Source organism: Caldimonas hydrothermalis, assembly GCF_056746695.1.
Genome location: NZ_JBWQXA010000004.1, coordinates 1 through 23599, shown reverse-complemented (window position 1 = coordinate 23599; position 23599 = coordinate 1). Strand labels below are relative to the sequence as shown.

Annotated in this window: 27 protein-coding genes and 1 tRNA gene; 8 read left to right on the top strand and 20 right to left on the bottom strand. The window is 67.2% G+C overall.

The window, feature by feature from the left end; genetic code table 11:
- Positions 1 to 59: 59 nt before the first annotated feature.
- Both lexA and AC1ECW_RS06980 read left to right on the top strand, forming a co-directional pair.
- Positions 60 to 740: a transcriptional repressor LexA gene (gene lexA, locus AC1ECW_RS06985; RefSeq protein ID WP_409703351.1), complete on the top strand. Its 681-nt coding sequence runs from the start codon at positions 60 to 62 to the stop codon at positions 738 to 740.
- Positions 741 to 895: 155 nt separating this feature from the next.
- Positions 896 to 1675, top strand: a complete 780-nt coding sequence (locus tag AC1ECW_RS06980) for a hypothetical protein (RefSeq protein ID WP_481201499.1) — start codon at positions 896 to 898, stop codon at positions 1673 to 1675.
- A gap of 42 nt (positions 1676 to 1717) precedes the next feature.
- Here AC1ECW_RS06980 and AC1ECW_RS06975 read toward each other — a convergent pair whose 3' ends face one another.
- The 11 genes from AC1ECW_RS06975 to guaB all read right to left on the bottom strand — a co-directional run bounded on the left by AC1ECW_RS06975 (position 1718) and on the right by guaB (position 13946).
- Positions 1718 to 3343, bottom strand: coding sequence for an ABC transporter ATP-binding protein (locus AC1ECW_RS06975; protein ID WP_481201498.1), 1626 nt, complete (start codon positions 3341 to 3343; stop codon positions 1718 to 1720).
- Positions 3340 to 4452 carry an ABC transporter permease gene (locus tag AC1ECW_RS06970; RefSeq protein ID WP_409703342.1) on the bottom strand — a complete coding sequence of 371 codons (1113 nt, stop codon included), beginning with the start codon at positions 4450 to 4452 and terminating at the stop codon, positions 3340 to 3342. Before AC1ECW_RS06970 ends, AC1ECW_RS06975 begins: the two co-directional genes overlap by 4 nt.
- The gene (locus AC1ECW_RS06965; protein ID WP_409703340.1) at positions 4436 to 5464 is read right to left on the bottom strand and encodes a microcin C ABC transporter permease YejB; all 1029 of its coding nucleotides are present in this window, start codon (positions 5462 to 5464) and stop codon (positions 4436 to 4438) included. The genes AC1ECW_RS06970 and AC1ECW_RS06965 overlap by 17 nt, the downstream gene beginning before the upstream one ends.
- 3 nt (positions 5465 to 5467) lie before the next feature.
- Positions 5468 to 7252, bottom strand: coding sequence for an extracellular solute-binding protein (locus AC1ECW_RS06960; protein ID WP_409703337.1), 1785 nt, complete (start codon positions 7250 to 7252; stop codon positions 5468 to 5470).
- A gap of 58 nt (positions 7253 to 7310) precedes the next feature.
- Complete coding sequence (locus AC1ECW_RS06955) at positions 7311 to 8237, bottom strand: LD-carboxypeptidase (RefSeq protein ID WP_409703334.1); 927 nt, start codon at positions 8235 to 8237, stop codon at positions 7311 to 7313.
- On the bottom strand, positions 8234 to 8821 hold the full coding sequence (gene tadA / locus AC1ECW_RS06950; RefSeq protein WP_409703331.1) for a tRNA adenosine(34) deaminase TadA: 588 nt from the start codon (positions 8819 to 8821) through the stop codon (positions 8234 to 8236). Before tadA ends, AC1ECW_RS06955 begins: the two co-directional genes overlap by 4 nt.
- Entirely contained in the window at positions 8818 to 9036 is a 219-nt protein-coding gene (locus AC1ECW_RS06945; RefSeq protein ID WP_409703328.1) for a hypothetical protein, read from the bottom strand. The genes tadA and AC1ECW_RS06945 overlap by 4 nt, the downstream gene beginning before the upstream one ends.
- Positions 9037 to 9130: 94 nt before the next feature.
- On the bottom strand, positions 9131 to 9649 hold the full coding sequence (locus tag AC1ECW_RS06940) for a 2'-5' RNA ligase family protein (RefSeq protein ID WP_409703325.1): 519 nt from the start codon (positions 9647 to 9649) through the stop codon (positions 9131 to 9133).
- Positions 9650 to 9696: 47 nt separating this feature from the next.
- Positions 9697 to 10653, bottom strand: coding sequence for a YcjF family protein (locus AC1ECW_RS06935; protein ID WP_481201497.1), 957 nt, complete (start codon positions 10651 to 10653; stop codon positions 9697 to 9699).
- A 149-nt stretch (positions 10654 to 10802) separates the two neighbouring features.
- Positions 10803 to 12404 (bottom strand): glutamine-hydrolyzing GMP synthase, encoded by a 1602-nt coding sequence (gene guaA, locus AC1ECW_RS06930; RefSeq protein WP_481201496.1) that lies wholly within the window; start codon positions 12402 to 12404, stop codon positions 10803 to 10805.
- Between the two features lie 69 nt (positions 12405 to 12473).
- Positions 12474 to 13946: an IMP dehydrogenase gene (gene guaB / locus AC1ECW_RS06925; protein WP_409703316.1), complete on the bottom strand. Its 1473-nt coding sequence runs from the start codon at positions 13944 to 13946 to the stop codon at positions 12474 to 12476.
- A gap of 169 nt (positions 13947 to 14115) precedes the next feature.
- Here guaB and AC1ECW_RS06920 point away from each other — a divergent pair, with 169 nt between their 5' ends.
- Complete coding sequence (locus tag AC1ECW_RS06920; RefSeq protein WP_481201495.1) at positions 14116 to 14619, top strand: DUF4124 domain-containing protein; 504 nt, start codon at positions 14116 to 14118, stop codon at positions 14617 to 14619.
- On the opposite strand, the gene AC1ECW_RS06915 is transcribed toward AC1ECW_RS06920, so the two are convergent.
- Both AC1ECW_RS06915 and AC1ECW_RS06910 read right to left on the bottom strand, forming a co-directional pair.
- Positions 14620 to 14940 carry an RnfH family protein gene (locus AC1ECW_RS06915; protein WP_409703310.1) on the bottom strand — a complete coding sequence of 107 codons (321 nt, stop codon included), beginning with the start codon at positions 14938 to 14940 and terminating at the stop codon, positions 14620 to 14622.
- A gap of 1 nt (position 14941) precedes the next feature.
- The gene (locus tag AC1ECW_RS06910; RefSeq protein ID WP_409703307.1) at positions 14942 to 15394 is read right to left on the bottom strand and encodes a type II toxin-antitoxin system RatA family toxin; all 453 of its coding nucleotides are present in this window, start codon (positions 15392 to 15394) and stop codon (positions 14942 to 14944) included.
- 47 nt (positions 15395 to 15441) lie between these two features.
- Here AC1ECW_RS06910 and smpB point away from each other — a divergent pair, with 47 nt between their 5' ends.
- A complete protein-coding gene (gene smpB / locus AC1ECW_RS06905; RefSeq protein WP_409703304.1) occupies positions 15442 to 15906 on the top strand; it encodes an SsrA-binding protein SmpB in 465 nt (154 codons plus the stop codon).
- Here smpB and AC1ECW_RS06900 read toward each other — a convergent pair.
- The 4 genes from AC1ECW_RS06900 to phaR are packed head-to-tail and all read right to left on the bottom strand — an operon-like array spanning position 15886 to position 20046.
- Positions 15886 to 17088, bottom strand: a complete 1203-nt coding sequence (locus tag AC1ECW_RS06900; RefSeq protein ID WP_409703300.1) for a PLP-dependent transferase — start codon at positions 17086 to 17088, stop codon at positions 15886 to 15888. The two genes, smpB and AC1ECW_RS06900, sit on opposite strands and share 21 nt — an antisense overlap.
- Before the next feature lie 11 nt (positions 17089 to 17099).
- Entirely contained in the window at positions 17100 to 17999 is a 900-nt protein-coding gene (locus AC1ECW_RS06895) for an NAD(P)-dependent oxidoreductase (protein ID WP_409703297.1), read from the bottom strand.
- Positions 18000 to 18026: 27 nt separating this feature from the next.
- Positions 18027 to 19418 carry a 30S ribosomal protein S12 methylthiotransferase RimO gene (gene rimO / locus AC1ECW_RS06890; RefSeq protein WP_409703294.1) on the bottom strand — a complete coding sequence of 464 codons (1392 nt, stop codon included), beginning with the start codon at positions 19416 to 19418 and terminating at the stop codon, positions 18027 to 18029.
- 40 nt (positions 19419 to 19458) lie between these two features.
- Positions 19459 to 20046, bottom strand: coding sequence for a polyhydroxyalkanoate synthesis repressor PhaR (phaR, locus tag AC1ECW_RS06885; protein ID WP_409703291.1), 588 nt, complete (start codon positions 20044 to 20046; stop codon positions 19459 to 19461).
- A 587-nt stretch (positions 20047 to 20633) separates the two neighbouring features.
- On the opposite strand from phaR, the gene AC1ECW_RS06880 reads away from it, so the two are divergent.
- Positions 20634 to 20840, top strand: a complete 207-nt coding sequence (locus tag AC1ECW_RS06880; protein WP_409703288.1) for a hypothetical protein — start codon at positions 20634 to 20636, stop codon at positions 20838 to 20840.
- 668 nt (positions 20841 to 21508) lie between these two features.
- Here the strand turns inward: AC1ECW_RS06880 and AC1ECW_RS06875 are convergent.
- Positions 21509 to 21724, bottom strand: a complete 216-nt coding sequence (locus AC1ECW_RS06875) for a hypothetical protein (RefSeq protein ID WP_409703285.1) — start codon at positions 21722 to 21724, stop codon at positions 21509 to 21511.
- Positions 21725 to 21843: 119 nt separating this feature from the next.
- Here AC1ECW_RS06875 and AC1ECW_RS06870 point away from each other — a divergent pair, with 119 nt between their 5' ends.
- On the top strand, positions 21844 to 22014 hold the full coding sequence (locus AC1ECW_RS06870) for a hypothetical protein (RefSeq protein WP_409703282.1): 171 nt from the start codon (positions 21844 to 21846) through the stop codon (positions 22012 to 22014).
- Between the two features lie 14 nt (positions 22015 to 22028).
- Here the strand turns inward: AC1ECW_RS06870 and AC1ECW_RS06865 are convergent.
- A tRNA-Val gene (locus tag AC1ECW_RS06865) sits at positions 22029 to 22105 on the bottom strand.
- A 148-nt stretch (positions 22106 to 22253) separates the two neighbouring features.
- Positions 22254 to 22661, bottom strand: a complete 408-nt coding sequence (merR, locus tag AC1ECW_RS06860) for an Hg(II)-responsive transcriptional regulator (RefSeq protein WP_481201494.1) — start codon at positions 22659 to 22661, stop codon at positions 22254 to 22256.
- A gap of 71 nt (positions 22662 to 22732) precedes the next feature.
- On the opposite strand from merR, the gene merT reads away from it, so the two are divergent.
- Together merT and merP are read left to right on the top strand one after the other, a co-directional pair.
- Complete coding sequence (gene merT, locus AC1ECW_RS06855; protein WP_481201493.1) at positions 22733 to 23083, top strand: mercuric ion transporter MerT; 351 nt, start codon at positions 22733 to 22735, stop codon at positions 23081 to 23083.
- 13 nt (positions 23084 to 23096) lie between these two features.
- The gene (gene merP / locus AC1ECW_RS06850; RefSeq protein ID WP_481201492.1) at positions 23097 to 23396 is read left to right on the top strand and encodes a mercury resistance system periplasmic binding protein MerP; all 300 of its coding nucleotides are present in this window, start codon (positions 23097 to 23099) and stop codon (positions 23394 to 23396) included.
- The last annotated feature ends 203 nt before the right edge of the window (positions 23397 to 23599 follow it).

Sequence of the window (23599 nt, the reverse complement as noted above, 5' to 3'; positions counted from 1 at the left end):
GCCGGGGCGATCGCCATCAGCCCGGCCAATGGCCGCCACCCACCACCCGACCCACGCCCATGGACACGTTCGAGACCCCCAAGCTCACGGCCCGCCAGCAGCAGATCCTCGAGCTCATCCAGAGCGCGATCGAGCGCACCGGTGCTCCCCCCACGCGGGCCGAAATCGCTGCCGAACTGGGTTTCCGCTCGCCCAATGCCGCCGAGGAGCATCTGCAGGCCCTGGCCCGCAAGGGCGTCATCGAGCTGGTAGGCGGCACCTCGCGGGGCATCAGGCTGAAGTCTGACACATTGCGATCGCTGGCCGAGTCGCGCATCCGCCAGTTCAGCCTGCCGCTGCCCGGCCTGGCCCAGCTCGCCCTGCCCCTGGTGGGCCGTGTCGCCGCAGGCAGCCCCATCCTGGCGCAGGAGCACATCGACCAGACTTACCACGTCGAGGCCGGCCTGTTCCAGCGCAAGCCCGACTTTCTGCTGAAGGTGCGCGGCATGAGCATGCGCGACGCCGGCATCCTCGACGGCGACCTGCTGGCCGTGCAGGCCACGCGCGAGGCCAAGAACGGCCAGATCGTCGTGGCCCGCCTGGGCGACGAGGTCACGGTCAAGCGCCTGCGCCGCCAACGGGGTCACATCGAACTGGTGGCCGAGAACCCCGACTACCCCACCATCGTCGTCGAGCCCGGCCAGGACTTCGAGCTCGAAGGCATCGCCGTGGGCCTGATCCGCAACACCATGCTGATGTAGCCGCTGCCGCTTCCGGCCTGCTGCAGGTGGTGGGCGCAGGTGCGAAGGGGTGTCCCCTCGCACAGGCCCTGCAGCCTGGCCCGCTGCGCCTTGGGCGCAGCACCCGTCCCAATCCTGCCGAATGTCATGTGGTTGGTTGATCTTCGGAGATGGACATGAACGACTCGGCTTTTCCCACACCGTGGTGGCAACGCATGCGGCTGCAGCCCCGGCCCGCCTTGCCCCGCTGCCTGCCCACGGGCCATGCTCGCCTTGATGCCGCTTTGCCCGGCGGGGGCTGGCTGGCCGGTCAAGTGCTGGAAGTGTGCACCCCCCAGGCCGGTGAGGCCGAATGGCGATTGTTCGAAAACGCCATTCGACGCGGCGTGCAAGAGGGGCGCCCCCTGGCCCTGGTCCAGCCGCCGCGTAGCCTGCCCCACCACCCGGGGCTGCTGTCGCTCGACGGGCCTCTCACCTGCTGCTGGCCGGGCGCCGCGCCGCAGAGCCCGGTCCAGGCCGGCGTCCAGTGGCTTCAGGCCCACCCCGCAGGCCTGCTGCTGCTGTGGGCCCAGGAGATGTCTGCCTCCGCCTGGCGTGCGCTCTCGCGTGCCGCCCGCCGTCACGCCGCCCATGTGCTGCTCGTACGTCCGGCCCTAACGCGCTGGGACGACAGCCCGGCGGAGGTTCGTCTGAGCCTGCTGCCGGGCCGAGGCTGCCACTGGGATGTGCGTGTGCAGACCCCGGCCAGTGCGGCCGCGGTGCTCGTTCGGGTGTCGCTGGATGACGAAGGCGGCGTGAAGCCGCCAATGGGCCTCGCACCCATGGCCGCTCTGAAGGTGGCCGTCGATCCGGCCGACCGGCGCCGCACGGCCTTGTGCGGCACCTTGGCCCAGGTGTGTGACGAACTCGAGCGCCTGGCGCGCCGGGAAGACGAGGGGTGGCCCCTGGCAGCCTGAGCCCTGGCAGCCTGAGCCGTGGTGACGGGGTGCTCTCGACGCTCAGGCGGAGACGGGCACGGTGGCCGCGGCCACGAGCCGCTGCGTGTACGGATGGCGCGGCGCATCGAGCACCTCATGCATCTCGCCGGACTCGACCACCACACCGTCCTTCATCACGATGACGCGGTGGGCCATCGCACGGATCACGTCCACATCGTGGGTGATGAGCAAGTAGGCCAGACCGTGCTCGCGCTGCAGCCTCTGCAGCAGACCGAGTATCTGCTTCTGGATGGTCACGTCCAGCGCGCTGGTCGGTTCGTCCAGCACCAGCAACTGCGGCTTCACGATCAGCGCTCGCGCGATCGCCAGGCGCTGGCGCTGCCCCCCGGAGAATTCATGCGGATAACGCGCCAGCAAACCCGGGAACTGGGCTTCGGTGAGACCCACATCGGCCAGGGCCTGCCGGACCCGCTCGCGGCGCTCGCCGGCATCCAGCGCGGGCTCATGCACCCGCAAGCCCTCGCCGACGAGCTCCTCGACCGTCATGCGCGGCGACAGGGAGGAAAACGGGTCCTGGAAGACCACCTGGGCCACGCGCCGCAGGGGACGGTCAGCCCGCGGCGAACCCTGCCAGGACTTCCCGGCCAGACGCAGTTCACCCCCGCTGGGCAGCAGCCCCAGCACCGCCAGGGCCAGGGTGGATTTGCCCGACCCCGATTCGCCGATCACCCCCAGCGTCTGCCGCGGCGCAAGCATCAGGCTCGCACCCTTGACCGCCACGAACTCGCCGCGGCCGAACCAGCCCCGCAAGCCAGGCCGTGGGATGGAGTAGACCACCCGGAGGTCGCGGGTGTGCAGCAGCCCGTCCTGCGAAAGTGGCGCGGCCACCGCATCGACGACGTCGCGCTCGGGCCGGCTGTCGATGAGCTTGCGGGTGTAGGGATGCCGGGGCCGGCTGAACACCTCGGCCACCGCGCCCTCCTCGACGAGGTGGCCGTTCTCCATCACGGCCACCCGGTCGGCGAAGCGGCGCACCAGATGGAGGTCGTGCGTGATCATCAGCACCGCCATGCCGCGACGGCGCTGCAGTTCGTTCAGCAGATCCAGGATCTGGCCGCGCAGGGTCACATCCAGCGCGGTGGTGGGCTCGTCGGCCAACAGCAGGCGGGGCTCGCCCGCCAGCGCCATCGCGATCATCGCGCGCTGGCGCTGGCCGCCCGAGAGCTGGTGCGGGTAGGCACGCGCACGGCGTTCGGGCTCGGGGATGCCGGTGTCGGCCAGCAATTGCACGGCCCGCTCCCACGCCTCAGCCGGGGGGAGGCCCTTTTTGAGCTGCAGCACCTCGACGATCTGATCGCCCACGGTGTAGAGCGGGTTCAGGGCCGTCATCGGCTCCTGGAAGATCACGGCCACCTCCTGGCCGCGCACCCCCCTGAGCTCGCGCTCGCTCAGGGCGAGCAGGTCGCGCCGCTGGCCGCCATCGCCTTGCAGCCAGGCCTGGCCCTCCACCTGGGCCGACGGCAGCAGACGCAGCAGGCTCAGGGCCGTGACGGTCTTGCCCGAGCCGGACTCACCCACGAGCGCCAGCTTCTCGCCTGGCTTGACGTGCAGGTCCACGCCGTGCACCACTGCCTTGCCGCCAAAGCTCACGCGCAGGCCGCGCGCTTCCAGCAGCATCCCGCTCATGCCTGGGCCTCCTTGGGGGCGGTCGTTGCCGGGGGTGTGGGCTGCGGTTGCGGCGGGTCGGGCACACGCGGATCCAGGGCATTGCGCAGCGCATCGCCCATGAAGGTCAGCAGCAGCAGGGTCAGCACCAGCACGCCAAAGGTGGCCAACGAGATCCACCAGGCATCGATGTTGGCCTTGCCCTGGTTGAGCAACTGGCCCAGCGACGGTGTGTCGGCTGGCACCCCCAGGCCCAGGAAGTCCAGCGAGGTCAGGGCCAGGATGGCGGCACTCATGCGGAAAGGCAGGAAGGTCACCACCGGGGTGAGGCTGTTGGGCAGGATGTGACGCCAGATGATCTGGGCATTGCTCACGCCCAGCGCACGCGCCGAGCGCACGTAGTCCATCTGCCGGTTGCGCAGGAACTCGGCACGCACGTAGTCCGACAGCCCCATCCAGCCGAACAGGCTCAGCAGCACCAGCAGCAGCCCGAGGCTGGGCGAGAACATCGCGCTGAAGATGATGAGCAGATACAGCTCCGGCATCGAGGCCCAGATCTCGATGAGGCGCTGCATCGTCAGGTCGATGCGCCCGCCGAAAAAGCCCTGCACCGCCCCGGCGACCACGCCCAGCACCACGCCGATGGCCGTGAGCGCCAGCGCGAACAGCACGCTCACCCGAAAACCGTAGATGAGCTGGGCCAACATGTCACGCCCCCGGTCGTCGGTGCCCAGCCAGTTGTCGCGCGACGGGCCCGAGGGGTTGGGTTCCTTGGCGAAGTAGTTGATCGTGCGCGGGCCGTAGGGGTTGGGCGGATAGATCGCCCAGTTGCTGCCCTGGTTGAGCCGCTCGCGGATGAAGGGATCCAGGTAGTCGGTGGGCGTCTCGAAGTCACCACCGAACACCGTTTCCGGATAGTCATGCAGGAGCGGCACGTAGAACCGGCCTTCGTAGCGCACCAGCAGCGGCCGGTCATTCGACAACACCTCGGCGAAGAGGCTGAGCACGACCAGGGTGCAGAAAATCACCAGACTGCAGAATCCCAGCCGGTTGTGGCGGAAGCGCCGCCAGGCCCGCCGTGTGGGGCTGTTCGAAGCCACGGCGCGCACGGGGTCAGTCGAACTTGACACGCGGATCCACCCAGACGTAACAGAGATCGCTGATCAGCTTGGTGACCAGGCCGATCAATGTGAACAGGTACAGCGTACCCAGCACCACCGGATAGTCGCGCCGGATCACGCTCTCATAACTCAGGAGGCCCAGGCCGTCGAGGGAGAACAGCGTCTCGATCAGCAGCGCGCCGGTGAAGAAGGCGCCGACGAAAGCCGCCGGAAAGCCCGTGACGATGGGGATCAGCGCATTGCGCAAGACATGCTTCCACAGCACCTGGCGCTCGCCCAGGCCCTTGGCGCGCGCGGTCAGCACGTACTGCTTGCGGATCTCTTCGAGGAAGGCGTTCTTGGTGAGCATCGTGGTCACTGCAAAGCTGCCCAGCACCATCGCCGTGACCGGCAGCGTGATGTGCCAGAGATAGTCCACGATGCGTGCGCCCCAGCTCAGTTCCTCCCAGTTGGCCGAGGTCAAGCCGCGCAGCGGGAACCACTGGAGCTGTCCGCCAAAGATCACCAGCAGTGCCACACCGAGCACGAAGCCCGGAATCGCATAGCCCACCAGCACGAGCAGCGTGGTCACGAGGTCGAAGCGCGTGCCGGCACGCACCGCCTTGGCCACGCCCAGCGGCACGGCCACACCGTAGCTGAGCAGGAAGGTCCACATTCCCAGGCTGATCGACACCGGCAGCTTCTCGACGATCAATGCCCACACGTCCTTGTTTTGGAAGAAGCTCTGCCCCAGGTCGAAGCGGATGAACTGGCCGAGCATCTGCACAAAGCGTTCGTGGGCGGGCTTGTCGAAGCCGTAGAGCGCCTTGATCTCCTCCAGCCGCTTCGGGTCCACGCCTTGGGCGCCGCGGTAGGCAAAGGCCCCGCCCTCACCGCCGGTGCCGGGCGCGGCACGGGCTTCGGCCAGGTACTGCTCCACCGGGCCGCCGGGCACGAACTGCACCACGATGAAAGTAATGAGCAGCACCCCCAGCATCGTGGGGACCATCAGCAGCACTCGCTTGAGGATGTACGACCACATGGCTTACTTGGCCCACCAGGTGAACATGGCCCAATCCTCGCCCTGAATGTAAGGAGGCACCGTCTGCGGACGTGCCAGGCGCCATTGGTTGTAGGCAATGCGGTGGGTGGGCGCGGTCCATTGGGGGATGAGGTAATGGCTGTGCGCGATCACCCTGTCCAGCGCACGGCAGGCCGGCAGCAATTCGGCCTGGGTGCGCGCCGCACTCATGCGCTCGATCAGGGCATCAACGGCCGGATGGCTCACGCCGGCGTAGTTGCCCGAATCGGGCGTGCGGGCTGCCTGGCTGCCGAAGAGGTCGGCGTACTCGCTGCCGGGGTTGTGCGTCCCTTGGAAGGCGATCGTCATGATGTCGAAGTCAAACTCCCGCAGGCGCTGCTGGAAGAGAGCGAAATCCACCGCGCGATAGACCAGCCGGATGCCGAGCTTCTCGAGGTTGCGGGCCCAGGGCATGACAATGCGCGCGCCGGCTTCGTTGCTGTCCAAATATTCCAGCACCATGGCTTGCCCCTGCGCATTGCGCAGCACCCCGTCTTGCACCGTCCAGCCCGCCTCGGCCAGCAAGGCCTTGGCGCGACGCAGATTGCCTCGCAGCGAATGGTCGCCATCGGTGCGAGGGGGCACGTACATGGGGCCGAACACGGCGGAGGGCAGCCGGCCGCGCCAGGGTTCGAGCAGGGCCAGCTCCTCGGGCGAAGGCTCATTCTGGGCCTGGCAGGCGGTGTTGCCGAACAGACCCGTCACCCGTTGGTAACTGTTGTAGAAGAGCTGCCGGTTCATCCACTCGTAGTCGAAGGCCAAGCCCAGGGCCTCGCGCACGCGGATGTCCTTGAGCTGGTCGCGCCGGGTGTTGAGCACGAAGCTCTGGAAGCCCGAAGGCAGGCGGTGCCGGAACTCGCCCTTGACCAGTTCGCCCGAATCGAAGCGCCGGCCGGTGACACGCCGCGTCCAGTCGCCCGCCGAGAAGAAGCGCATCATGTCGAACTCGCCGGCCTTGAGCGCCTCCAGCCGGGCGGTGTTGTCCTTGTAGATCTTCACCGTGATGCGGTCGAAATTGACCGTGCCGCGGCGCACATTCAGGTGGCGCCCCCAGTAGTCGGGGTCGCGCACATAGGTGATGTCCTTGCCGAAGCGCACCGGGCCGATCCGGTAGGGCCCGCTGCCGATGGGCGTGTCCATCACCACCTGGTCGAAGGGCTTGCCCTGCCCCCATTCGTGGCTGAACACCGGCAGGCCGCCCACGGTCAGCGGCAGTTCGCGATTGGGCCGCAGGAAGCGATAGCGCACAGTGCGCTCGTCCAGCACGTCCAGGCCCGCCACATCGGCCAGCAGCGTCTTGTAAGCCGGCGAGGTATGGGGCCCCATCAAGATGTCGTAGCTGTGCTTGACGTCCTTGGCGAGCACGGGCGAGCCATTGTGAAAACGGGCTTCGCGCCGCAGCCGGAACGTCGCGCTCAGGCCGTCGGGGGCCACGTCCACGCTTTCAGCCAGCAGACCATAGCCGCTGGCCGTCTCGTCGAGCGAGCCGATCAGCAGCGACTCGAACATCAAGGTCGACAGGTAGGCCGGCGCATTGCCTCGCAAGGTGAAGGGGTTGTACTTGTCGAAGGTGGACACGCGCAGGTTGCTCACCAGGCGCAGCTCACCGCCCTTGGGGGCCTCGGGATTGACGTAGTCGAAATGGGCAAAACCCGCCGGGTACTTCAGGTCGCCCCACAATGCGTATCCGTGTGCCGCCCACACCGGCAGCGCCACGCACCACAGCAGCAGACCCCACACGCATCTCATGTGGCGCATTCTGCATGAAGCCCGCAGGCTTCCTCCACGCGGGCAGCTCGGGAGAAACTCACCATGCGATCAGCGCATCTCGCCCCTGCACCACCAGTTGCACCTTGGCACCCACCGGCAGGGTCACCTTGGTCGCCACATGGCCGAAGGGCAATCCCGTGAGCACCGGCGTGCGGGTGAGGGCGCGCACATGCGCCACCACCGACTTCAGCGTGTAGCCCCGGTCCAGCGGTGAAGGCTTGAAGTCGGTGAAACGCCCCAGGACGATGGCCTTTTGCGCATCGAGCACGCCAGCCTGGCGCAGTTGCAGCAGGTCGCGCTCGATCCGGTAGGGATGCTCGTTCACGTCCTCCAGGAAGAGGACGCCACCCTTGACCCGGGGCCAGTGCGGCGTGCCCAGCAAGGCGTTCACCATGCACAGGTTGCCCCCCCACAGGCGCCCCTTGACCTCCAGCCCGTCGAAACCGGCCTCGGTGCGAAACCCCACGGCCTCGAGCTCGCCGCGCATCGCCTCGAGGAAGCAGTCCTGCGTGACCTCGTCCACCACCTCGGCGCCGAAATCGAAGCAGGCCATCGGTCCGGCATAGGTCACCCCCTCCACCCCATGGGCCAGCAGGGCCAGTTGCAGGGTGGTGAAGTCGCTGTGGCCGACCCAACGCGTGCCGCGCTCGACGCTGCGCCCGATGCGGCGGTAGTCCAGACGGTCCAGCAGCCGGGTCAGGCCGTAGCCACCGCGCAGCGCCATCGCGATGTCGCTGCCCCCGTCGGCCACGCGGTACAGCGCCGCCAGGCGGGTGTCGTCATCGCCGGCAAAGCGCTGGTGGCGCGTCAGCGCGTCCTCGTCCAGGCTCACTTCGAAACCGAGCCGGCGCAGCCGTGCCATCGCCCGGCGGGCGACCGCACGGTGCGCCACCACACCGGAGGGCGAGAAAAGCACCAGGCTGCGGGGCGCCGGGGCGGCGTGGGCGTGTTCATGAAACTTCAACGGGGGGGCTCCAGATCGGGAAACTCGCTGACCTCGCCGGTCGGAATGGGGGCGTCGTCCGTGGCAGGCTCATCCTGACCAGGCTGCGATGACTCGGGCTGGCGCCGCAGCCGGTAGGCGGCACGACGTTCGGCAAAGAAGTCTCGCAGCACCTGCCCACAGGCCGGCGCCAGTACACCGCCCTGAACCTGGGTGTGATGATTCAGCCGGCCCTCGGCGAAGAGGTCCACCACCGAGCCGGCCGCGCCGGTCTTGGGGTCGGCAGCACCGAAGACCACGCGCTTGAGGCGTGCATGCATCAGGGCCATCGCACACATCGCGCAGGGTTCGAGGGTGACGTAGAGCTCGCACTCGGGCAGGCGGTAGTTGCCGAGCAACTGGGCCGCATGGCGCAGCGCGACGATCTCGGCGTGCGCCGTGGGATCGTGTTCGGTGATGGGCCGGTTGTAGCCGGTGGCGATCACCTTGCCTTCACGCATCACCACCGCACCCACCGGGACTTCGCCCACCAGCCAGGCATTGTGGGCCTGGTCCAGCGCGATGCGCATCGCGTACTCGTCCTGCAGACGCTGCTCCTCGCTCATTCATCCACCTTGCGCGCGGGCTGCTGCAGGGCCTGATCCAGCCCCTGGCGGAACTGCTGGAGCTGCTGCGACGGGGTGCCCCGGGGGGCCGCGGACGCAGGCGTCTCGGCGGCGGGCGAGGCAGGCAGCGCCACCTGGGTCAGCGATTTCTTCGCCAACACGGCCACGAGGGCCAGAACGGCCAGCACGGCGGCGAGACTGAAAAGGACACGCATCGACGGGACGGATTCTTGCAAAGCCCTGTTTCTAGCACGATCCGGCGCAGGGCTCACCCCGGCAGGGGTCCCGTCGTTGCCTCAGACACTGCACTCAGCCCCCCCAGCGCCCAAGCACGACGTGACGGCGCAGCCCGGCCAGGCTGTGCACCAGGACGAAATCCCGCGCCTGCCAGCAGATGGGCGCCACGTCCTCGGGCAGCAGATGCACCGGTTCGCGGCCGAGCGTGAGGTGGGGCGTGAAAGACCCGGGATGGCGCACCAACCCCAGCCGCCGTCCATGCCCGGCCAGCGCCACGTGCAGACGCCGCAGCGGTGCATTGTCCCGGCTCGGGCACAGCACCAGGGGGTGATAGCCGGGCCGGCCGTCGAAGCTCAACAGCCGGTCCAGGCAAATGCGCAAAGGCTCCATCACGACACGCTGGGCCGCGACGCCGGCCGCCTCGATCACTTCGGCCGGCAGCCCATCGAAGCGACCGATGTAAAGCAGCGTGATGTGCCAGCAGTGCCTCGGCACCGGGCGGCGGTGGAACACCCCCCGACGCATCAGATGGTCAACCACGGCCTGGATCCCAACCTGCGCCTGCTCGTCCGGCAGCAGGGCAAAGAACAAATTGTCGCCGCCCCGAGGCGAAGGCGGGGACGGCGTGCCCGCCATGCTCAACCCTGGCGGACGAGATTCATCACCTGCGCGGCGTCCAGCGTGCGTGCCCGTTCCTGCATTTGCGGCAGGTAACGCGCCTGCAGACCCTGGGCCTCGCGCGTCATCCCAGCATAGGCGTCCTTGAGCATCTGTGCGGACAGCGCCCGCCCGCCGGCGTAGTAGCGCTTGGCCACATGGCCCAGCGCATAGGTCGCCGCGAAGCTCATGCCCGAGCTGACCGCCTGCTTGCCCAGGCCGCGCAGCAGCCCGCCGCCCACCGAGCCCAGCAGGCCGCCGATCAGCTTGCGCCCGGCCTGCTCAAGGTACTGCGAGGTCAGGCCCACGCCGGCGGTGGCCAGGAAGTCCTTGACATGCCCACGATCCAGCTCGTAGCCATAGGCCTTGCCGATGCGGTACACGAGCTTCATCTGCAGCGGGATGATGGCCAAGGTCGAGATCGACTCCGGCAGCAATTCCAGCGCGCCATTGAGGATGGCCGCGTTCAGGATGGCCGCGTCGAGTTCGGCCTCGTTCACGGACGGTCGGGCCGTTGCTGCCGCGCCAGCCGGCGCCGGCGCAGGCGCGGGTGCGCTCATCGGCACGGTCGCCAAGGCTTCGGCCTGCTGTGAAATGGTGGCGGCCACGCCCGCCTCCAGGCCCAGAGCCCGGGCCAGATCGGCCAGGAAGGCCTGCTCCACGCTCGACTGGGCCCCGTCGGCGTCGCACACGCCCACGGCCATCTCGTAAGCGAGCTGCCTCGATTCAGCGCTGGACAAGGACGCAGCCGCCGAGGCCAATGACACGCGCTTCATCAGCACGTCCTGCACGAGCGTGGGCACGTGCAGGCCATCGTCGCCCGCCAGTCCCTCGGCAATGCGCCGGATCTCGGCGCGCTCGCGCTCGTGCTTGCTGCCATCGGCAAACGCTGCCAATAAGCTGATCGTCACGATCGCCCGGGTTTCGTCAGCGGTCATAGGGTTCTCCTTGAGGAGCCTTAGTGTCACCACCCAGCTCACAGGTTCCCCATCGGGCGGGACAAACACCCGATACGCTGCAGCCCCAGGGCCGCATGCCAGATCAGATCAGGGCCAAATTCTTCGTCGTCGACAGGCGGCCGCCCACTTCACTCCCACTCGATCGTCGCCGGAGGCTTCGAGCTCACGTCGTAGGTCACGCGGTTGATGCCACGCACCTCGTTGATGATGCGGCCCGACACGCGCTTGAGCAGGCTGTAGGGCAATTCGGCCCAGTCGGCCGTCATGAAGTCGCTGGTCTGCACCGCGCGCAGGGCCACCACGTAGTCGTAGGTGCGGCCGTCGCCCATCACGCCCACGCTCTTGACCGGCAGGAAGACGGCAAAAGCCTGGCTGGTGAGCTCGTACCAGCTCTTGCCGGTGGCCTCATCTTTGGTGTTGCGCAGCTCCTCGATGAAGATGGCGTCGGCCCGGCGCAGCAAGTCGGCGTAGTCCTTCTTCACCTCTCCCAAGATGCGCACGCCCAGGCCGGGGCCCGGGAAGGGGTGGCGGTAAACCATCTCGGGCGGCAGGCCCAGGGCCACGCCCAGTTCACGCACCTCGTCCTTGAAGAGTTCGCGCAGCGGCTCCAAGAGCTTCAAGCCCAGTTGCTCGGGCAGGCCGCCCACGTTGTGGTGGCTCTTGATGGTGACGGCTTTCTTGGTCTTGGCGCCACCGGATTCGATCACGTCGGGGTAGATGGTGCCTTGCGCGAGCCAGGCCACGTGGCGGGCGTGGGTTTCCTTGATCTTCGCGGCCTCGGCCTTGAACACATCGACGAACAGGCCGCCGATGATCTTGCGCTTGGCCTCGGGGTCACTGACGCCCGCCAGCTTGCCCAGGAACAGCTCACTCGCATCGACGCGCACCACGCGGGCGTGCAGCTTGCCCGCGAACATGTCCATCACCATATCGCCTTCGTTCAGGCGCAGCAGGCCGTGGTCGACGAACACGCAGGTGAGCTGGTCGCCAATGGCACGGTGGATGAGCGCGGCAGCCACGCTGGAATCGACCCCGCCCGACAGGCCGAGGATGACCTCCTCGTCGCCCACCTGCTCGCGGATGCGTGCCACGGCCTCCTCGATGTAGTCGCCCATGATCCAGTCGGCCCGGGCGCCGCAGATGTCGCGCACGAAACGGGTCAGGATGGCCTTGCCCTGCACGGTGTGCGTGACCTCGGGATGGAACTGCACCCCGTAGTAGCCCCGCGTCTCGTCGGCCATTGCCGCGATGGGGCAACTGGGGGTGGAGGCCATCAGCTTGAAGCCCGGGGGCAGCTCGGTGACCTTGTCGCCGTGGCTCATCCACACCTGCAGCATGCCGTAGCCGTCGGCGGTGCGGAAGTCCTCGATGCCGTTGAGCAGCCGGGTGTGGCCCCGCGCGCGCACTTCGGCATAGCCAAACTCGCGCTGGTCGCTCCACTCGACCTTGCCGCCCAGTTGCACCGCCATGGTCTGCATGCCGTAGCAGATACCCAGCACCGGCACGCCCAGGTCCCACACCGCCTGCGGGGCGCGCAGCTCATGGTCTTCGTAGGTGCTGGCGTGGCTGCCCGACAGGATGATGCCCTTGGGCGCGAAGCGGCGGATGAAGTCATCCGAGACGTCGTTGGGGTGGATTTCGCAGTAGACGTGAGCTTCGCGCACGCGCCGGGCGATCAGTTGGGTGACCTGAGAGCCGAAATCGAGGATGAGGATCTTGTCGTGCTGCACGGTTCGGGCCTGTACTGAAAAGGAAAAAAGGCAGCACCCGGTGCTGCCTGTGTGAGTTTGTGGCGCCGATCACTCGACCCGGTAGTTCGGGGCTTCCTTGGTGATCTGCACGTCGTGGACATGGCTTTCGCGGATGCCGGCCGCGGTGATCTCGACGAACTCGGCCTTGCTGCGCATCTCCTCGATGGTGGCGCAACCGCAGTAGCCCATCGCCGCGCGCAAGCCGCCGGCCATCTGGTACAGGATGGCCACCACCGAGCCCTTGTAGGGCACGCGCCCCTCGATGCCCTCGGGCACGAGCTTGTCGGCGTTGGGGTTGGTGGTCTCGTCGTTTTCCTGGAAGTAGCGGTCGGCCGAGCCGGCCTTCATCGCGCCGATCGAGCCCATGCCGCGGTAGCTCTTGTAGCTGCGGCCTTGGTAGAGGATGACCTCACCGGGCGCCTCTTCCGTGCCCGCGAACATGCCCCCCATCATCACGGTGCTGGCACCCGCGGCGATGGCCTTGGCGATGTCGCCCGAGTAACGGATCCCCCCGTCGGCAATGAGCGGCACGCCCGAGCCGTGCAGAGCACTGGCCACGTTGTCGATCGCGGTGATTTGCGGCACGCCCACGCCGGCCACGATGCGGGTGGTGCAGATCGAGCCGGGGCCGATGCCGACCTTCACCGCATCCGCCCCGGCTTCCACCAGGGCCAGGGCGGCCGCGCCGGTGGCGATGTTGCCGCCGATCACGTCCACGCCGGGGAAGTTCTTCTTGACCCAGCGCACGCGCTCGATGACGCCGGCGCTGTGGCCATGGGCCGTGTCCACCACGATGACGTCCACACCGGCCTTGACCAGCAGTTCCACGCGCTCTTCCGTGCCTTCGCCCACGCCCACGGCTGCGCCCACGCGCAGCTTGCCTTGGGAATCGCGCGCGGCGTTGGGGAAATTGGTCTGCTTGGTGATGTCCTTCACCGTCATCAGGCCGCGCAGCTCGAAGGCGTCGTTCACCACCAGCACGCGTTCGAGCTTGTGCTTGTGCATGAGGGCCTTGCCTTCTTCGAGCGAAGCGCCCTCCTTCACCGTGACGAGCCGCTCGCGCGGCGTCATGATCTCGCGCACCGGCGCATCCATGCGAGTCTCGAAGCGCAGGTCGCGCCCGGTGACGATGCCCACCACGGTCTTGCCCTCGAGCACCGGGAAGCCCGAGACGCCGTGCTGGTCGGACAGGGCCTTGACCTGGCGCACCGTGGTGTCGGGCGAAATGGTGATCGGATCGCGCAGCACGCCCGATTCATAGCGCTTGACCTTCGCCACCTCGGCAGCCTGCTCGCGCGGCGAAAGGTTCTTGTGGATGATGCCGCAGCCGCCTTCCTGGGCGATGGCGATCGCCAGCCGCGACTCGGTGACGGTGTCCATGGCAGCGGACACCAGCGGCAGGTTCAGGGTGACGTTGCGGGTCAGACGGGTCGCGAGTGAGGTGTCGCGCGGGAGGACTTGGGAGAACGCCGGCACCAACAACACATCGTCGAAGGTGAGCGCTTTACCGAGGAGGCGCATGAGGAAAACTCCAGACGCAAAACATGATTATACGGAACCCCCTTTTCCCCCTTGCCGTGTGGGAGGGCCCCACCGTGCCGGCCGCAGGATGTGCGATCCGTCACGAACCGCGGCCCGTGTGCGCCGCCGGCATGCGGCGGCGGCGCGGCCCAGGGCTACACTTGCCCACATGAAAAATTCCACGTCTTTCGTGCTGCGGGCCGGGCTTGCGCTGGCCCTGGGGCTGGCGTCGGCCTTGCCGGCGGCGGCGCAGTGGAAGTGGAAGGACAGCGCCGGCAAGGTGCAGTACAGCGACCGTCCCCCGCCCGCCTCGGTGCCGGAGCGCGACATCCTGCAGCGCCCTTCGAATGCCCGCAGCATCGCGCCCCCGCCGGCAGAGGCCGCCGCCGCGCTAGCGCCGGCCGCATCCCCCACCGGCGTGGACAAGGACCTCGAGGCCCGTCGTCGGCAGGAAGAACAGGACCGCGAGGCCAAGGCACGCGCCGAGAAGGAGCGCATGGCCCAGGTGCGCGCCGAGAACTGCACCCGGGCTCGCAGCTACATGCAGACGCTCGACAGCGGGGTGCGTATCGCGCGCACCAATGCCAAAGGCGAGCGGGAGTTTCTCGGGGATGAGGCCCGTGCCGCGGAAGCGGCCCGTACCCGCGAGATCATCGCCGCCAACTGCGACTGATCAGGCCGGCGTTGAGCGGCGGCCTTTGGCGTTCCGAAGCTTGGGGGCCTGCTTGCGGTAGCGCAGCCGCCGGGCTTCCTTCGGATCGACCGTGAGCGGGCGGTAGACCTCGACCCGGTCACGCTCGCGCAGGGCATCGTCCAGCCCGACCAGGCGCCCCCACACCCCGACGCGGTGTCGGACGGGATCGAGCAGCCCGTCATGGCGCTCCAGCAGGCCGCTGGCCTGCAAGGCCTGGCGCACGGTGGCGCCTTCGGGCAGGTCGAGCATCACCCGTTCCACGGCGTGGGGGGCACGGGCATAGACCACCTCGACCCTCACCTCAGCGCGCTCCGTAAACCTGCTCGGCCCGCCGCACGAAAGAGTCGACGAGGGTGTTGGCGATGCGGTCGAACACCGGGCTCACCAGAGCCTGCAGCGCCGTGCTGGCAAAGGCGTAGCGCAGATCGAGCTCGACCTTGCAGGCCGCAGGCCCGGATGGGCCACTGCCCAGGGGCAGGAAGCGCCATTCGCCGGCCAACTCCGAAAAGGGCCCGTCCACGAGTTCGACCACCACCAGCTCGGGCGCCTGATGGGTGTTGCGCGTGGTGAAGGCGTGATGCAGGCCGGCGTAACGCAGCGTCAGGCGTGCCGTCATTTCGTGCTCGGTCTCGGACAGGATCTCCGCCTTCTCGCACCAGGGCAGAAAGGCCGGATACTGCGCCACGCCGGTGACGAGGTCGTACATCTCGCGCGGCGAGTACCACAGCAGGACGGACTTCTTGACGTGCTTCATACAATGCCGGGATTGTAGTGAGACCCCGTGCCCCCACCTTCGCTGTCATGACCATCGCCGAAAACCGCAAGGCCCACTTCAACTACCTCATCGAAGAACGATTCGAGGCGGGCATCGTGCTGTCCGGCTGGGAGGTCAAGGCCATCCGTGCCGGCCAGGTGCAGCTCACTGACGGCTACGTCGTCATCAAGGACGGCGAGCTCTACCTGATCGGCTGCCGTATCAACGCCCTGCGCACCGCCTCCACCCACGTGCGCCCCGAGGCCGACCGCACCAAGAAGCTGCTGATGCACAAGGACCAGATCCGGCGGCTCATCGGGAAAGTCGAGCAAAAGGGCTACACCCTGGTGCCGCTCAACCTGCACTACAAGGGCGGCCTGGTGAAGGCCGAGATCGCGCTGGCCAAGGGCAAGCAGTTGCATGACAAGCGCGAAACCGAGAAGAAGCGCGATTGGGAAAGAGAGAAAGGCCGCCTGATGCGGCACAAGGTCTCATCCGGCCCGAAGGACTGAGTCCTTCGCCTGCGCCAGGTCGGCGATCAGGTCGTCCACGGCTTCCAGGCCGATGCACAGGCGCACCAGCGTGCCCTGGTAGGGCGTGGGCAGGCGCCGCATGCGCGAGGCGTGATAGGGCACCGCCAGACTCACCGGCCCGCCCCACGACCAGGCGATGCGAAACACCCTCAGCGCATCCACGAAAGCATCCCCCTGCGCCGGCGTGAAGCGCGGGTCCAGCTCCACCGTCAGCAGCCCGGCCGCAGCCGAACACAACGACTGCCAATGCTCATGGCCCGGCGAGCCCGGCGTGGCCGGGTGCAGCACACGCACGAACTCGGGCTGAGCGCTGCACCACTGCGCAATGCGCCGTGCCGCACGGTCCTGGGCGTGATAGCGCAGCTCCAGCGAAGGCAGCGAACGCAGCACGGCTTCCACATCATTCAGGCCCACGCCCAGACCCAGGCGGCTGTGGGCCCAGGCCAGGGTCTGGTACAACGCGGGGTCGCGGCAGGCAATCGAGCCCATCAGCACATCGCCGCCGCCCGAGGGGTATTTGGTCAAGGCATGCACCGTGAGGTCCACGCCCAGGCCCTCGCCCAGATCGAAGGGCGCAAAGGCCAGGCCCGCGCCCCAGGTGTTGTCCAGCGCCACCACGGCCTGCGGCGCCTTCTCGCGCACCGTGCGCACCAGGGTGCGCAGGTCGGGGAACTCCAGCGTCACCGATCCGGGCGCCTCCAACCACACCAGCTTCACCTCGGGCGACAGTGCGGCGGCGAGCGAGGCCGCGTCCATCGGGTCGTAGAGCCGGTGCTCGATGCCCCAGTGGGCGAGCTCGTGCTCGACGAAGTTCAGGCTGGGCCCGTAAACGTTGTCGGGCAGCACCACCCTGTCCCCCTGGCGCAGCAGCGCGATATCCACCGTGGTGATGGCCGACAGGCCGCTGGGCGCCAGCAGCACGTGGCGGGCACCTTCGAGCGTGGCCAGGCGCTCCTCCAGCATGAAGGTGGTGGGCGTGCCGTGCAGGCCGTAGGTGTAGGCGCTCTTGTCGTCCCAGCGCCGCTGGCGCAGGGCTGCCACGTTGGGGAAGAACACCGACGAGGCCTTGTACACGCCCGGCACCGTCGCATCGAACTCCGATGGCGGCCGGTAGGGATGGTGGATGAGCTGCGTGCTCAGGCGGGGCGGGCGGGAGGTCATGGGTGGGGGTGTCAGTAACCGAGTTGGCGATCCACGGGGCGAGGCAAGGGCCGGCCGGCCTCCAGAGCCTCCAAGCCTTCGACGAACTGGGCGATGATGGTCGCCACCGAGGACTGCGCCGCGATGTGCGGCGTGATCACGAGGTTCGGCGCGTCCCACAGGGGCGATTCGGGCGGCAGCGGTTCGTTCACCTGCACGTCCAGCGCGGCGAAGGCCAGGTGCCCGCTGCGCAACGCCGCCACGAGATCGTCCTCGACCACGTGCGCGCCCCGGGCGATGTTGATCAGTGCGCCCCCGCGTGGCATCGACGCCAGCGCCTCGCGGTCGATCAGGCCGGTGGTCTCGGGCGTGAGCGGCAGGGCACACACGACGATCTGCGCCTCGCGCAGGGCTTCGTGCAGCGATCGGCCCTGGCTTCGCCGCCAGCCCTGCACGTCGAAGCCGCAGGCGGCCAGCATGCGCGAGATCTCCTGCCCCGTGGCGCCCTGCCCCAGCACGCACACGCGGTGGTGGGCCGCGGCCATCGGGTGGCGCTTCCAGAGGCGCTCGCGTTGCTGCACGTCATAACGCGGCAGCTCGCGCGCGAAGCGCAGAGCCATGGCCGTGACATATTGGGCGATGCCCAGCGCCTGATCCGGGTCGACGATGCGCGAGACCGGCACGGCCGCCGGCAGCTCGCTCACCAGCAGTTTTTCCACGCCAGCGGCCACCGAACAGACCCAGCGCAGGCGTGGCAGCGCGTTGGCCACACCAGCTGGGAACCGCCAGCCGAGCACCACCTCGGCGTCGGCCCAGCGGGCCACGGGCAGATCGCGCGACCAGACCACGAGCTCGTCGGTCGGGCGACGGCGGCGCAAGGCGTCGAGATAGGGGTCGGCAGGCAGCGGGTGGGTCAGCAGCAGGATCTTCATGCCCGTGACCATACCCCAAGCCGCAGGTCAGACCGGCAGTCCGATCAGGTCGTGGCCCTGCGTGCCGACGATGCGGGCCCGGGTGAACTCACCCACCTTGAGCGTGCGCGAGGCCTTCTCGGGCGGCAGCAGGCGCACCGTGCCGTCGATCTCGGGGGCGTCGGCATAGCTGCGGCCGATGCCGCCCTTGCGGCCCATGGCGGGCGCGGCATCCACCAGCACCTGCATCGTGGCGCCCACGCGCTGCTGCAGCTTGGCAGTGGACACGGCTTCGGCCACGGCCATGAAGTGGGCGCGCCGTTCCTCGCGCACGGCCTGCGGCAACGCTCCGGGCAACTCGTTGGCCGCGGCGCCTTCCACCGGGGAATAGGCAAAGCAGCCCGCGCGGTCGATCTGCGCTTCGCGGATGAAGTCGAGCAGGGTCTCGAACTCGGCCTCGGTCTCGCCAGGAAAGCCGGCGATGAAGGTCGAACGGATCACGATCTCGGGACAGATCTCGCGCCAGCGCCGGATGCGCTCGAGGTTTTTCTCGCCGCTGGCCGGGCGCTTCATGCGCTTGAGCACGTCAGGGTGCGCATGCTGGAAGGGAACGTCCAGATACGGCAGGATGCGACCCTCGGCCATCAGGGGCACGATCTCGTCGACGTGCGGATAGGGATAGACATAGTGCAGCCGCACCCAGGCGCCGTGCGCGGCGGCCAAGTCGCCCAGGGCCTGGACAAGTTCGAGCATGCGCGTGCGCACGGGTTTGCCGTCCCAGAAGCCGGTGCGGTACTTCACGTCCACGCCATAGGCGCTGGTGTCCTGGCTGATCACCAGCAGCTCTTTCACGCCCGCTTCGAACAAGCGGCGGGCCTCGCCCAGCACATCGCCGATGGGCCGCGAGACCAGATCACCGCGCATGCTGGGGATGATGCAGAAGGTGCAGCGGTGGTTGCAGCCCTCGCTGATCTTCAGGTAGGCGTAGTGCCTGGGCGTGAGCTTGATGCCGGTGGGCGGCACCAGGTCGACGAAAGGATCGTGGGGCTTGGGCACGTGTTGGTGCACGGCATCCATCACCTCCTGCGTGGCATGCGGGCCGGTGACGGCCAGCACCTTCGGATGCACCTCTTTCACCAGGTTGCCGCCCCCCTCCCCTGCGCGGGCGCCCAGGCAGCCGGTGACGATGACTTTGCCGTTCTCGGCCAGGGCCTCGCCGATGGTGTCGAGGCTTTCCTTCACGGCGTCGTCGATGAAGCCGCAGGTGTTGACGATCACCAGATCGGCGCCTTGGAAGGTCTTGGAGGTTTCGTAGCCTTCGGCGCGCAGTTGGGTGAGGATGAGCTCGGAATCCGTCAGCGCCTTGGGGCAGCCCAGGCTGACGAAACCGATCTTGGGGGGGGAGGCGGCGGCGTCCACCACGAGGGATTCTTGCGTCATGAACGGATTTTCGCCGATCCGCCCCGGCCGCGCCCGGGGTTCAGCGCTTGGGCGGCCCAAAGCCGGGAAAGCCCGGCGGCATCAGCGTCTCGGCCTGTTTCTGCATCTGCTCTTGCATCTGCACGAAGATGTTCTTCGACTGCTCGAGGTAGTTGCTCATCAGCCCCTGCATCATGGGGGCCTGCACGCTCATGAACTGGGTCCACATCTCCGGCGAGAAGCCCTTGCCCTCGACCATGCCGCGTGACTGTTCGGCAAAGCGTTTTTGCATCTCGACGAAGGCCTGGATGTTCTTCTCCAGGTAGGCTCCCATCAGCCCTTGCATCGCGTTGCCGTAGAAGCGGATGATGTCGGCCAGCATGTGGGTCGAGAACATGGGCACCCCGCCGCTTTCCTCCTCGAGGATGATCTGCAGCAGGATGCTGCGGGTGAGGTCCTCGTTGGTCTTGGCGTCGCGCACGACGAAATCCTCGCCGGCCAGCACCATCTTCTTCACGTCGGCCAGCGTGATGTAGCTGCTCGTGGCCGTGTCGTACAGGCGGCGGTTCGGATACTTCTTGAGGGTGCGCAACTGCGGGGCGGCGCCAGCGCCCGCAGCAGACGCGGCGCCACGTTTGGCCTGTGCCATGGGGTTCTCCAACAACCGGGCAGGTGCACGACGGTGCACTGTAAAAGATCATTCTAGGGGGCTGGCCGGCGCTGCCCGCAGGGGGGTTTCCCCACGGTATGCACGAGTGTGTGCGCAACTCGCCACGCCCCACGGCGCACCCGTGACGAATAGCAAAGCCCCGCGGAATCACCCAACGGGACCTCGTGTGTCTGGTAGGCGCGATCGGGCTGGCGTCCCAGGAAGTGGTGTACGTCCTTCAGTGCGCGGCAAGTTCCCCAAGATCGGCGCGCTCATGGCCAGCGCCGAGCACGAAGTGCTGGCCTACATGGGCTTCCCCCGCGCACACTGGCTACAAAGATACTGCTCAGCCTCGGCTGTCTGCTGTGCAGCGCTGAGACCCGTGTGCGTCTCGGCCCTTCCGGGCTGTGGACCTACACCACGCGGCGGGACACGATCGCATCCAGCAAGCGGTGGCAATCTGCTCGCCGACTTGGGCCAGGCGGCTCCTGAGCTCCCCGCTGATGCGGCCGAGGTCGGCAAAGCGCGCCGATGCGGCCCGCGCTGTCGAGCTTGATCTGGATCTTCAGCCTTGCTACCGTTTTAGCATGCTCGGTCATCCCAAACGCTTCGATCCCTTGCTGGCCCTGAGCCCAGCGCTGGCTCTGATGTTTGGCGCGGGTTTGGTGCTGGCCCTGTGGTTCCCGTCGCTGGGTTGGCTGGCCGGGTGGCTGCTGGCCGTTCCTGTCTTGCTGGTGGGCGCAGCGCTGGTCTTTGGCGTTGCGGCGGCCCTCATCGGCCGGCTGCTGCGCTGACTTCCCTCACCCACCGCTCCCAGTCTTTCTTGTCGAGGACGCATTCTCCAGTTTCAGCTGTCTACGTTTGGGGGGAGCTTACGGGATCACCCCGCCGGAGTAAGCCACGCCGGAGAACCGGCGCGGCGCATCGGGCTGGGCCCGGGCGGCAAACGTGATCGAGAGGACCTGAGGTTGCATGCGCGCATGGTGGCGATGCGCTCAGGCTGAGGCAGCGGGAACGGGTTCACGCCTGGCGATGGGAGCCTTGGCTTGGCTGCCAAGCAGGAGACCCGCTACACTGAGGCCGTGTAACAAGGCGTCTTTATGCGGGCGGATTAACGTCATTCGAGTGACGTCTTGGGGTGAGGGTTACCGCCGGCGCTCATCACATCTCCACCCACCGAACCCAAGCTGTCCTCCGCAAGAGTTCGTCCCGCTTGTTGTACAGGTAGTCGTCGCTGTCTGCCGCGAAGGCTGTCCTTGCGCTTGCGATCTGGCATACATGCGGTGGAGGTGCATTCGAGATGCCAGGCAGAAGGACGGCCGTCCCGGGGCTCCCTTCATCTCTGAAGCCATGACTTGTGTAGTCGCAGTCACGCTATACTGCGCAAGCCGGTCGGGGGCGATGTTTCCGCAAACGAACCAGACCCGGCCACGAACCCAGGCGTGCGGACGCGCTGGGTTTTTTACCTTCTGCGCCAGATGGGCACGCCCTCTGAGACATAACCGGCCCAATGCTTCGCGTCTGGCGCAAACGCCGACCACCCATCCCATGCCTTGCCTGTCCAACGGTAGGCCAGCTTGACGAAGATCTCGCGTCCGCGAACCCGATAAGCGCCAAGCACGGCCAGCTCCGGCAGCGCATTGTCTCGTTCAATCAGCTGCACGGTCGCCGGGTCCATGAGTACCTGCCCGGCCACGGGCCGAACCTACGCCACCGGCCACACCGACTGCACTACTGCCCTCATGGCAGGCGGCAACCCGGCATACATCGCTTCCCAGACGGGTCACAGCCTGAAGAATGCTGCTGGACACCTATGCTCGCTGGATCCCCGGCGCGGACGGCGGTAGCGAGCGTGACAAGCTGGCGCGCTCGCACGCAGGAGGCACAGCCGATATTGGCCTGGAAGTTCCCCGAGCAGTTGTGGCGAAAAACGAAAAACCCGGAAAGCCGTTGAATCTCAACGACTGACCGGGTTCTGTATCTGGTAGGCGCGATTGGACTCGAACCAACGACCCCCACCATGTCAAGGTGGTGCTCTAACCAGCTGAGCTACGCGCCTAAGAAGCTCGACACTATAGCATGTTTTTTGGCAAGGTCAGCTGTCGTTTTCAGAAGGCAATTGCACGGGATATCAGGCGTCGGCTGCACTGCCCTGATGTCCATGCCTACTCATGATCTGGTCGTGCCAGCAGCCACCGTTTCGACGTTCAGCCGCTATGCAAGGCATCGATGAGCGGGCAGGAGACGCGGCCATCATGAGCGCAGCACTCGCTTACCAGCTTTGACAGTGCCGCCTCCATCCGCGTGAGGTCGGCTAGGCGGCTACGCACGTCGGCCAGCCGCAGAGCGGCCAGTTGGGCCGCCTCGCTGCAATGGGTGCCATCCTCCAACCTCAGCAGCTCGCCGATCTCGTCCAGGCTGAAGCCCAAGCGCTGGGCTGATTTCACGAATTTCACCCGCGCCACGTCGGCCCCGCCGTAGCGGCGAATGCTGCCGTAAGGCCGGTCCGGTTCGACCAGCAAGCCCTTGCGCTGATAGAAGCGGATCGTCTCGACATTGACCCCGGCGACCTTGGCGAAGGCCCCGATGGTCAGGCTCTCCGGTTTTTTTTCCATTCCGCTTGACTCCGTACATGACTACGGAAGTAACGTTACCGTGTCCAGCGAAATCTCGAAAGGAGAACCTCATGTCGGAGACGCGACGCGGGCGCTGCGCGCTCGCCGCCGGGGGACTGGCCGCCATCTTGGCTTCCACCTGTTGCCTGGGGCCGCTGGTCCTGGTCGGGCTGGGCTTCTCAGGCGCATGGATCGGCAACCTGACGGCACTGGAGCCGTATCGCCCGCTCTTCATCGGCACAGCGCTGGTGGCCATGTTCTTCGCCTGGCGGCGCATCTTCCGGCCAATGACCGCCTGCAAGCCGGGCGAGGTGTGCGCGATTGCGCAGGTTCGCACCACCTACAAGCTGATGTTCTGGATCGTGGCCGCCCTCGTGCTGGTCGCGCTCGGTTTCCCCTACGTGTTGCCATTGTTCTATTGATGAGGAGTTCACCATGAAAACGCCTGTTTGGGCGCAAGCTAAAAAGTTGCTTGCCTCTGTCGTTCTCGCCGCCGTTGTTGCCCCCGTGTGGGCCGCGACGCAGACGGTCACTCTGTCCGTGCCCGGCATGACCTGCGCCGCCTGCCCAATCACGGTCAAGAAGGCGCTTTCCAAGGTCGAAGGCGTCAGCCAGGTGGACGTGAGCTTCGAGAAACGCGAAGCGGTCGTGACCTTCGACGATGCCAAGACCAGCGTGCAGAAGCTGACCAAGGCGACCGAAGACGCGGGCTATCCGTCCAGCGTCAAGCGCTGAGTACAAAACCATGAGCAACATTTTGTCTTGGATAAGCCGCCTGGGTGATAAGACAGGCTCTCTCGGAGCCCTGGTTTCGGCGGTGCGCGTCAAGGTAGTTGTCGCCTCGTTCACGCAGCCAATGGCTGTTTGACGGTGGCCGGCACGGCGCCTGCACGCAGGGTGGTGTCGCGCTCGGGGTTGAGCGCCACCAAGTCGATGTT